The organism is Nonomuraea sp. NPDC005501 (assembly GCF_040605905.1).
GTDB lineage: Bacteria > Actinomycetota > Actinomycetes > Streptosporangiales > Streptosporangiaceae > Nonomuraea.
On record NZ_JBEXDT010000064.1, the window covers coordinates 48,690 to 57,346 of the forward strand.

General features: G+C 71.1%; 5 protein-coding genes and 1 pseudogene. 2 read left to right on the top strand and 4 right to left on the bottom strand.

Going from position 1 to position 8,657, the window contains the following annotated elements; translation table 11 throughout:
- Positions 1-18 precede the first annotated feature (18 nt).
- The gene (locus ABZS51_RS27615; RefSeq protein ID WP_355446722.1) at positions 19-999 is read left to right on the top strand and encodes an NAD-dependent epimerase/dehydratase family protein; all 981 of its coding nucleotides are present in this window, start codon (positions 19-21) and stop codon (positions 997-999) included.
- On the opposite strand, the pseudogene ABZS51_RS27620 reads toward ABZS51_RS27615, so the two are convergent.
- Positions 981-1,633: pseudogene (locus ABZS51_RS27620) on the bottom strand (response regulator transcription factor). The gene ABZS51_RS27615 and the pseudogene ABZS51_RS27620 overlap by 19 nt on opposite strands.
- A gap of 479 nt (positions 1,634-2,112) precedes the next feature.
- On the opposite strand from ABZS51_RS27620, the gene ABZS51_RS27625 reads away from it, so the two are divergent.
- Positions 2,113-3,327, top strand: a complete 1,215-nt coding sequence (locus tag ABZS51_RS27625) for a cytochrome P450 (RefSeq protein WP_355446725.1) — start codon at positions 2,113-2,115, stop codon at positions 3,325-3,327.
- 36 nt (positions 3,328-3,363) lie between these two features.
- Here ABZS51_RS27625 and ABZS51_RS27630 read toward each other — a convergent pair whose 3' ends face one another.
- From ABZS51_RS27630 to ABZS51_RS27640, 3 genes are all read right to left on the bottom strand, one after another.
- Positions 3,364-4,734, bottom strand: coding sequence for an erythromycin esterase family protein (locus ABZS51_RS27630; RefSeq protein WP_355446728.1), 1,371 nt, complete (start codon positions 4,732-4,734; stop codon positions 3,364-3,366).
- 102 nt (positions 4,735-4,836) lie between these two features.
- Entirely contained in the window at positions 4,837-6,990 is a 2,154-nt protein-coding gene (gene helR / locus ABZS51_RS27635; RefSeq protein ID WP_355446731.1) for an RNA polymerase recycling motor ATPase HelR, read from the bottom strand.
- A gap of 5 nt (positions 6,991-6,995) precedes the next feature.
- Positions 6,996-8,207, bottom strand: a complete 1,212-nt coding sequence (locus tag ABZS51_RS27640) for a glycosyltransferase (RefSeq protein WP_355446734.1) — start codon at positions 8,205-8,207, stop codon at positions 6,996-6,998.
- Positions 8,208-8,657 lie beyond the last annotated feature (450 nt).

Below are 8,657 nucleotides of genomic sequence, written 5' to 3' on the forward strand. Positions count from 1 at the left end.
GCCCGCGAGGATGAGGGGATGCGGACACTGGTTCTGGGCGGTACGAGGTTCCTGTCGAGGCAGATCGCACGGCAGGCGCGCGATCGCGGGCACGAGGTGGTCTGCGCGGCGCGCGGACTCTCGGGCGAGCCGCCGCCGGGTGTCGAGCTCGTCCGGGTCGACCGGAGCGAGGACGGCGGGCTGGCGCCGCTGGAGGGAACGTTCGACCTCGTCATAGACGTCGCCCGGCATCCGAGCGTGCTACGGCGGGCCGTCGCGGAGCTCGCGGGCCGTGCCGGTCATTGGACGTTCGTGTCGTCGTGCAGCGTCTACTCCGACACCGGAGAGGCCAACCAGGCTCTGCACGAGCCGCTGCCCGTCGATGCGGACGAGAACGACCCGGAGAACTACGGGCCGGCCAAGGTCGCGTGCGAGCGGATCGCCGGCGACGGGGCGCTGCTGGTGCGGGCCGGGCTGATCGTGGGCCCGGAGGACCAGTCCGACCGGTTCACCTACTGGGTCGACCGGTTGGCGCGCGGCGGGCCGGTGCTGGCGCCCGGGTCGCCCGACGAGCTCGTCCAGCTCGTCGACGTGCGCGACCTGGCCGCCTGGACGATCGAGGCGGCGGAGAAGGGGCTTGCCGGGCCGTACGATGCGATCTCCATGCCCTTCAGCAGGGGCGACCTGCTGGCGGAGATCGCCGAGGGCCTGGAGGTGCGGCCTGAGCTGATCTGGGCCGGCCAGGACTTCCTCCTCGCTCACAAGGTGGAGCCGTGGACGGGGCCGCGGTCGCTGCCGTTGTGGCTGCCGTTGCCCGAGTACGCGGGCTTCATGACCCGTGACACCTCCGCCACGCTGGTCGCCGGCCTGCGGATCCGTCCGGTCGCCGACACGGCCCGCGACACGCTCGCGTGGCAGCGCGCGTCCGGCCACACCGTGAGTCGTTCCGGCCTCACCGCCGCCGAGGAGTTCGAGCTCGTCCGCATGTTCGAGGCCGAAGGTCACGGCTCGTTGAGGTAGGTGAGCACGGCGAGAACGCGGCGGTTGCTGCTGTCGTCGTCGACGATGCCGAGCTTGCCGAACAGCGAGGTGGTGTACTTGCTGATGGCGCTCTCGCTGAGGAAGAGCCGCCGCCCGATGGCCTGGTTGGACAGTCCCTCGGCCATGAGGCCGAGCACGGAGTGTTCGCGCTCGGTGAGCCGGTCGAGTCGCCGGGTCGAGGACCCGCTGGACAGGAGCTTGGCGATGACGGCCGGGTCCATGGCGGTGCCGCCGTCGGCGACGCGTTCCAGGGCGTCGATGAACTGGTCGGCGTCGAACACGCTCTCCTTGAGGAGATAGCCGACGCCGCCGGCGCCGTCGGCCAGGAGTTCGCGGGCATACAGCTGCTCGACGTGCTGGGAGCGGATCAGGACCGGCAGCCCGGGCAGCTCGCCGCGGGCGGCGAGAGCCGCCCGCAGGCCCTCGTCCGACTGGGTCGGGGGCATGCGGACGTCGATGATGGACACGTCCGGCCGCCACCTCCGCAAGACGTCATGCGGACGTCGATGATGGACACGTCCGGCCGCCACCTCCGCAGGGCGTCGAGCGTCTCGGGCCCGGTGGTGGCCGTCGCCACCACCTCATGTCCGTACGCCTGGAGGAGGCGGACCATCCGGCACACCGGGCGGGACAGGGCGAGCGTGCCGATGCACGCCCACAGGAGCGGCACGATCGACGACCACGGGTCTCCGCCCCACCACCACATCCACAGCGCCACGGCGACGGCCCACACGGCCGGGACCAGCATGGCGACGCCCACGACGGCGCACGCGCGCACGAACCCCACGCAGGCACTCGCCACCCACGACACCAGCTGTCTCATGATCTTCCCTTGTCGTCCGGTATGCGTGATGTGTCCACTGTGCACCGCGCGGGGCCTGGCCCCCGCCAGACCGGCTCCGAAGTGGGTCCGGCCCCACCCTTCCGTGTGGCCAGGCCGACACCGCGCCATCCACATCCCGATCCCGGCGACGCCGGCGACAGTGAAGCGTCGCGGCGTTCGAGGGGAATGTGGCCGTTGAGACATTGACCGGCTACGCGCCGTTACGTACGTTCAGGGGGCTCGTCGGCCGGCATCGCCAGGAGGCGGTCATGACTGCACGGTCCAGCACCACGTCGCCCTGGCCGGAGCTTCCGCCCGGCCCGCTCGGCGCCCCCTCGCCCGAACTGGCCCGCAGGCTCGCCGAGGCTCCGATGGAGCTCATCACCATGCCGAGCGGGGACCGGGTGCCCATGATCGTCAGGTACGAAGACGTCCGTGCCCTTCTCGCCTCGCCGGCCGGCAGCCGCAACCTGCGGGCACCCGGCCTTCCCCGGATGGTCAGCGGCACCGCCCTGGAGGACGACTCCTCGGCGCTGATCAACCAGGACCCGCCGGAGCACACCCGCTACCGCCGCATCCTGCAGGGCACCTTCACGCCCCGGCACATCGAGCGCTGGCGGCCTCGCGCGGCGGCGATCGCCGAGGAGCTGCTCGACGCGGCCGGCCAGGAGTTCGACGTGGTCACCGATTTCGCCCTGCCGCTGCCCGCGCGGGTGATCTGCGAGATGCTCGGCGTCCCGATGGACCGGTTCGAGCAGTTCCGCGGCTGGACGGAGACGTTCCTGTCCACCTCAGAGGCGAGCGCCGAGGCCCGGGGAGAGGGGTTCGCCGCGTTCATGGCGTACGCCGGCGAGCTGATCGCGGAGCACCGGGCCAGGCCGGGCGACGATCTCATCGACCTGCTCATCGAGGCCCGCGACGCGGGCGACAGGCTGAGCGAGGCGGAGCTGACCCACACGGTCTTCACGCTGATCATGGCCGGTCACGAGACCACCGCGTCGATCATCATCCGGGGCACGTTCCGGCTGCTGTGCCATCCCGAGCAGTACGCGCGCCTGGCGGCCCGGCCCGAGCTCGTGGAGCCGGCGGTGGAGGAGATCCTGCGCTGCGAGGGTCCCGGGGGGAACGGCCTGCTCCGGGTGCTCACCGAGGATGTCGAGCTGCCCAGCGGCGTGATCCCGAAGGGCTCCGTCGTCCTGCCCAACCCCACGGGCGCGAACCACGACCCGTCGGCCTTCGAGGACTCGCTGCGTTTCGACATCCAGAGGTTCGCCGGGACGGCGCCCTACCCGCACCTGGCGTTCGGCCATGGTCCCCATTACTGCCTGGGGGCGAACCTGGCCAGGATGGAGCTGCAGGAAGCCTTCCGCGCCCTGGTGACGCGGCTGCCCACCCTCCGCGCCCAGGAGGATCTGCCGACGCTCCGGTGGACCGACGACGGACTGATCCATCGCCCCCTCCGGCTCCCGGTCAAGGGCGGCTGAGACACGGCATGGCGCCCGGTGACGTAGCCGCGCCGGTCACGGCAGCAGCGTGGCTGCCTTGACCGTGTGCAGGTGGATCACGACGTCGAAGGACTCGCCGAGCGCGACCTTGGTCGCCTGCTCGGGTGACCAGAAGCCGCCGCCGATGATGCGGGTGAGGCGGGGCCGGGCGAGCCAGGCGCGGGCGGCAGGGGAGGCGGTGCGGGTGTCGAGGATGAAGTCCCGGTGGCGGACCTGGTCCAGGACGTACTCGTTGTAGTCCGAGCCGGCGGCCGCCACCGAGCCCTTGCAGGCCAGGGGCCGCTCGGCGGGGGTGGAGCCGTCCGGGCACTCGCCCTTGTCGACGGTGAAGTTGTAGCCGCCCTGGTCGAAGCTGGTGCCGACGGTGACGAAGCGGTCGCCCAGGCGCCTGCGCAGGACGCCGCCCATGGGGGCGGGCACGAACATGGTGTCGATCGGGGTGTAGCTGATGTGCGAGTTCAGCCCGGACATCTGGATCTTGTCGCCTGTCGTGGTGTTCCACCAGACGACGTTGTCGGCCAGCACGGTGTCGCGGTACTCCTGGGCCTGCCGGCGTCCGTCGGCGGTGGCCTGGTCGAAGGCGAAGTCGGTGAAGGTCTGTGACAGGGCGCGGGCGTGCTGCACCGCCCACCGGTACTCCTCGGCGTTCCCGCCGGAGCCCTGCTGCTGGAGGAGCTTCAGCGCCTGGGTGGCGCGCCGGGCGTGGTCCTGGCGGGTCCGCAGCGGCTGGGTCAGCGCCAGGCCCATGTACTCTCCGGCGTTCGGGGTCGTCGGCCGCAGCCCGTCGTACAGCTGGGTGAACTCGCCCAGCAGGCCGGGGTGGTACTGCTTGACGTAGTCCAGGACCTTGTCGAACAGGACGTCGCCGGGGTAGAGCAGGTCGGCGCCCATGAACTGGACCTTGGCCTGGTGGGCGGCGTTGTAGGAGCGCATCCAGGTGATGAGGGCGAGGAACTCGCGGTTGTCGAACAGCGCGTAGGGGCCGGTGACCTCGTCGTGCAGGATCTGCCGCGGGTCGCCCTTGCCGTGCAGGACGTAGTCGTTCAGCCGCACCCCGGTGCTCCAGCTCAGCTCCCGGGCGAAGGTGGTGAACCCCTTCTCGGTCACCAGGTAGCGGAACAGCCGGTGGTTGAGGGTGTAGAACTCCGCGGTGCTGTGCGTGGCCTCGCCGACCCCGACCACCTTCGCGCCCGCCACCATCGCACCGAACGCGTCCAGGTCCCGCAGTCCGCCTCGGGGAGAGGTGGAGGCGAGCGGCTTGGCCGAGGCGTCGAGGGCCGCCACGATGGCAGCCGGGTTGTCGGCGTCGGCGATCGCGGCGGGGCCGACGGCGGCGGTGAGGGCGAGGCCGAGGACCAGCGCGCCACCCAAGGTCTTGCTGTTCATGATGGTCTTCCGATACGTGAGTGGGTGTCGTTGACGGGCCTCAGCCTCGTCGGGAGCGCTGACAGCACGGGGACAGCCCACTGACGAACGAGTGTCCGGGCGTCAGGAGGTCGTGAGGATGACGAGTCGCTGGGTGGCCCGGGTCATCGCGACATAACGGTCGACCGCCCCCTCGATGCCTTCGCCGAACGCCTCCGGGTCGACGAGGACGACCAGGTCGAACTCCAGCCCCTTCGACAGCTCCGGGGTCAGCGACCGGACGCGGGACGTCGACCGGAACGTGGGATCGCCGATGACGCAGGCGATCCCTTCGGCATGGGCGGCGAGCCAGGTGTCGAGGATCGAGCTCAGCTCCGAGGCGGATCCGTGTACGACGGGGACGCCGCTGACGCGGATGGAGGTGGGCACGTTGGCGTCCGGGAGCACGGCCCGGATGACCGGCTCCGCCTCCGTCATGATCTCTTCCGGGGTCCGGTAGTTGATCGTCAGGGAGGCCAGGTCGATCCGGTCCAGCCCGATCCGCTTGAGCCGTTCCTGCCACGATTCCGTGAACCCGTGCCTCGCCTGGGCGCGGTCCCCGACGATGGTGAAGCTCCGGGACGGGCAGCGGAGCAGCAACATCTGCCACTCCGCGTCCGTCAGTTCCTGAGCCTCGTCCACGACGATGTGCGCGAACGGACCGGCGAGCAGGTCCGGTTCGGTGCGGAGCGGCGCGGCCTCGTCGACCAGGGCGTCCTGCATGTCTTGTACGCGCAGCATCGTCACCGCGCCTTCACCGTCGTCATCGGCCGCGAGCAGGTTGTCGATGACCTTGGCTCTCTCCTCGCGCTCGGCGGCGACGGAGGCGGCATGCCGGCGCTTGCGTCGCGACGCCTCCGGGTCGCCGAGCCGCTGCCGCGCCGCGTCCAGGATCGGCAGGTCGGACACCGTCCAGGCCTGGGCGTCCTCGCGCTGCAGCGCCCGGACCTCGTCGGGGCTGAGCCAGGGAGCGCACATCCGCAGGTAGGCGGGCACCGACCAGAGGTCTCCGACGAGGTCGGCCGCGTCGATCAGCGGCCACGCGCGGTTGAAGATCGTGAGCAGCTCCCTGTTCCGCAGCAGCGACTTGCGGAGCAGAGCGGCCGGGACTTCCTCGTCACTATCGTGCTTGTCCATCAGGATCGTGAGCAGTTCCTCCCAGATCTGGTCGCGCGCGTCGTTGTGCGGCGTACCGGGGTCCGGCGCCTCGAACGCCTCGGCCCAGTCGTCGACGCTCAGCCAGATGTCGGACCAGGGGGTCGTAACCGTCATCCCCTTGGTGGGCGGGTTCTCGTAGAACCTGACGGCCGGCTCGATCGCCTTCACCAGGTCCGCGGACGACTTCAGCCGGGCCACGTCCGGGTCGCTCTCGATCCCCGCCGCCGCGCCCTCGGCGACGAGATCCCGCAGGGTGCAGGTCTGCACGCCCTCCTCGCCGAGGCTGGGCAGGACGTCGGAGACGTAGTTCAGGTAGGGCTGGTGCGGGCCGACGAAGAGCACGCCGCCCCGGTGGTGACCGAGGCGAGGGTCGGAGTAGAGGAGGTAGGCGGACCGGTGCAGGGCGACGACCGTCTTGCCCGTACCCGGGCCGCCGTCGACGACGAGGGCGCCGCGGGAGCCCGCGCGGATGATGGCGTCCTGGTCGGCCTGGATGGTGCCGAGCACGTCCCGCATCCGGGCGGACCGGTTGCCGCCCAGGCTGGCGATGAAGGCGGACTGGTCGTCGAGCGCGGCGTGGCCCTCGAACCCGTCCGCGGTGAACACCTCGTCCCAGTAGTCGCTGATCCGGCCGCGGGTCCAGCGATACCTGCGGCGGCTGGTCAGACCCATCGGGTTGGCGTGGGTGGCTCCGAAGAACGGCTCAGCCGCGGGGGAGCGCCAGTCGAGCAGCAGCCGGCGACCCGCGCTGTCCGTGAGGCCGAGCCGTCCGATGTAGACGGGCTCGGGGTCGTCCGCGCCGACCATGTGTCCGAGGCACAGGTCCAGACCGAAGCGACGCAGGGCGCGCAGGCGAGCGGTCAGCCGGTGGATCTCCAGGTCCCGGTCCAACGCCTGCCGGCCCAGGCCGCCGGGTGCCCTGCGCTCGGCGTCGAGGCGGCCGGACAGGTCGGCGATCGACTGTTCGAGGCTCTCGGCGATGGCAGCGAAGTGCTGCTCATCGCCGGCGATCAAGGCCGGGTCGGCCTTGGGGGAGAGGTGGTCGGGAAGGTCGAACGCGCTGGTGGTCACGGAATTCACTTTCTTCAGCTCTGATGCAGCAGCTTGGCGGCCATCGTCGTTCCGTCGGTGCGGATCGTGCCGGCCACGGCGCTCGCTCGTGCGTGGGTCTCGGGGGACAGGGCCGTTCTGAGCGCGGCTGACAGGGACTCGGTGGTCGGCGTCGGGCCGTCGTGTGCCGCGCCGATGCCCAGCGCGGCCACCCGGCCGGCCCAGTACGGCTGGTCCGCCGCCTGGGGCACCACCACCTGCGGCGCGCCGGATCTCGCGGCCGTCGTCGTCGTGCCCGCGCCGCCATGATGCACGACGGCGGCCACCCGGCCGAACAGCGCCTGCTGGTTGACCTCGCCGACGACGAAGCAGTCGTCCCGGTCGTCGATCAGGGACAGGTCGGCCCAGCCGCGGGCCACGACCGCGCGGCGGCCCTGCGCGCGGACCGCCTCGATCGCCACCCGGGCGACGTCCGTCGACGCGCGCATGGGCATGCTGCCGAAGCCCACGTACACCGGTGGTGCGCCGGCCTCCAGGAACGCCAGCAGCTCGTCCGGGAGCGGGTTGGCGTCGGGCAGGATCCACGCGCCGGTCTGGACGACGTCGAGGTCCGGCGTCTCCAGCCACGGGTCCAGGACCGGGTCCGTCGCCAGCCACGGCCGGTCGCCGATCACGTAGTCGCGGACGTCGTCCACCGGTGGCAGGCCGATCGAGGCCCGGTTCGTGTTGAGCGCCGCCCCGAACAGCGTGTTGATGCTCTGGGCGTCCATCTCCCACAGCACCCGGTTGTCGGTCACGCCCGGCGGGAACGGCCGGCCCGGATACGCCAGCGGCGGGTGGTGCGGTGACGGCAGGGTGAGCTGCTGGAAGGTCACGGACACGGAGCGGATGCCCAGTTTCTCGGCCACCGACAGCGCGCCGGCCGCGGCCGGCATCAGGCCGGTCGCCACCACCGCGTCGCATCCCTCGGCCGCCGCGGTGACCGCGGGGAACAGGTCGGCGATCAACTCGGCCGCGCGCGCGGGCAGGCTCGCCGCCGACGGGGGTGTCGCCGCGGTCGTCAGCGTGCGCGCCGACCGGCCGACCGGCACCAAGGGCACGTCGACGCCGGCCAACCGCTGCGCGAACTCCTCGTCCGGCGGCGCGCACACCCGCACCTCCGCGCCGAGTTCGCGCAACCGCACCGCGAGTCCCACCACCGGTTCGACGTCTCCGCGCGATCCGTACGTCGACAACAACACCCGCATTCCGCGTCCCCCATTTCCGCAGGCTGTGGCCTCGGTCAGCGATTGTGCGGCATGACCGGGGTCTTGCCGCAAGCCCCTCGGTGCGCTATACGTTGAGAGTGGAAAGGCGCGGGCATTCCCCTTTCCTTCTTCCGGAGTTTTCCTCACCTGGCCGATGTGGGCGTTCGTGCTGGCCCAGGCCCCGGCGGTGCTCCCTGGGACTTCTGACGAGCGAGCTTGGCGATTGACAAAGGCGGCGGCGTACGGCATCCTGGAAATGCGACCGGAATGATGGGTCTGCGTGAGCGTGGACAAATTCAATTTGAGCGGGTACGCTCATGCCTCCACGCTCCCTTTTTGGCGACCCGCTCCGCTCGCTCACGTTGCGAGGTTGTCTGGCGTGCGTGTAGTCAGTCCGCCGCGAGCCCTCGGAAGGACATCTGTTGGCAGCCTCGCGCAACGCCTCCGCCG

Bases quoted from the DNA above. Each gene is read 5' to 3' on its own strand.
- ABZS51_RS27630 (WP_355446728.1), bottom strand. From the start codon at position 4,734: ATGAACAGCAAGACCTTGGGTGGCGCGCTGGTCCTCGGCCTCGCCCTC.
- ABZS51_RS27640 (WP_355446734.1), bottom strand. From the start codon at position 8,207: ATGCGGGTGTTGTTGTCGACGTACGGATCGCGCGGAGACGTCGAACCG.
- ABZS51_RS27625 (WP_355446725.1), top strand. From the start codon at position 2,113: ATGACTGCACGGTCCAGCACCACGTCGCCCTGGCCGGAGCTTCCGCCC.
- ABZS51_RS27615 (WP_355446722.1), top strand. From the start codon at position 19: ATGCGGACACTGGTTCTGGGCGGTACGAGGTTCCTGTCGAGGCAGATC.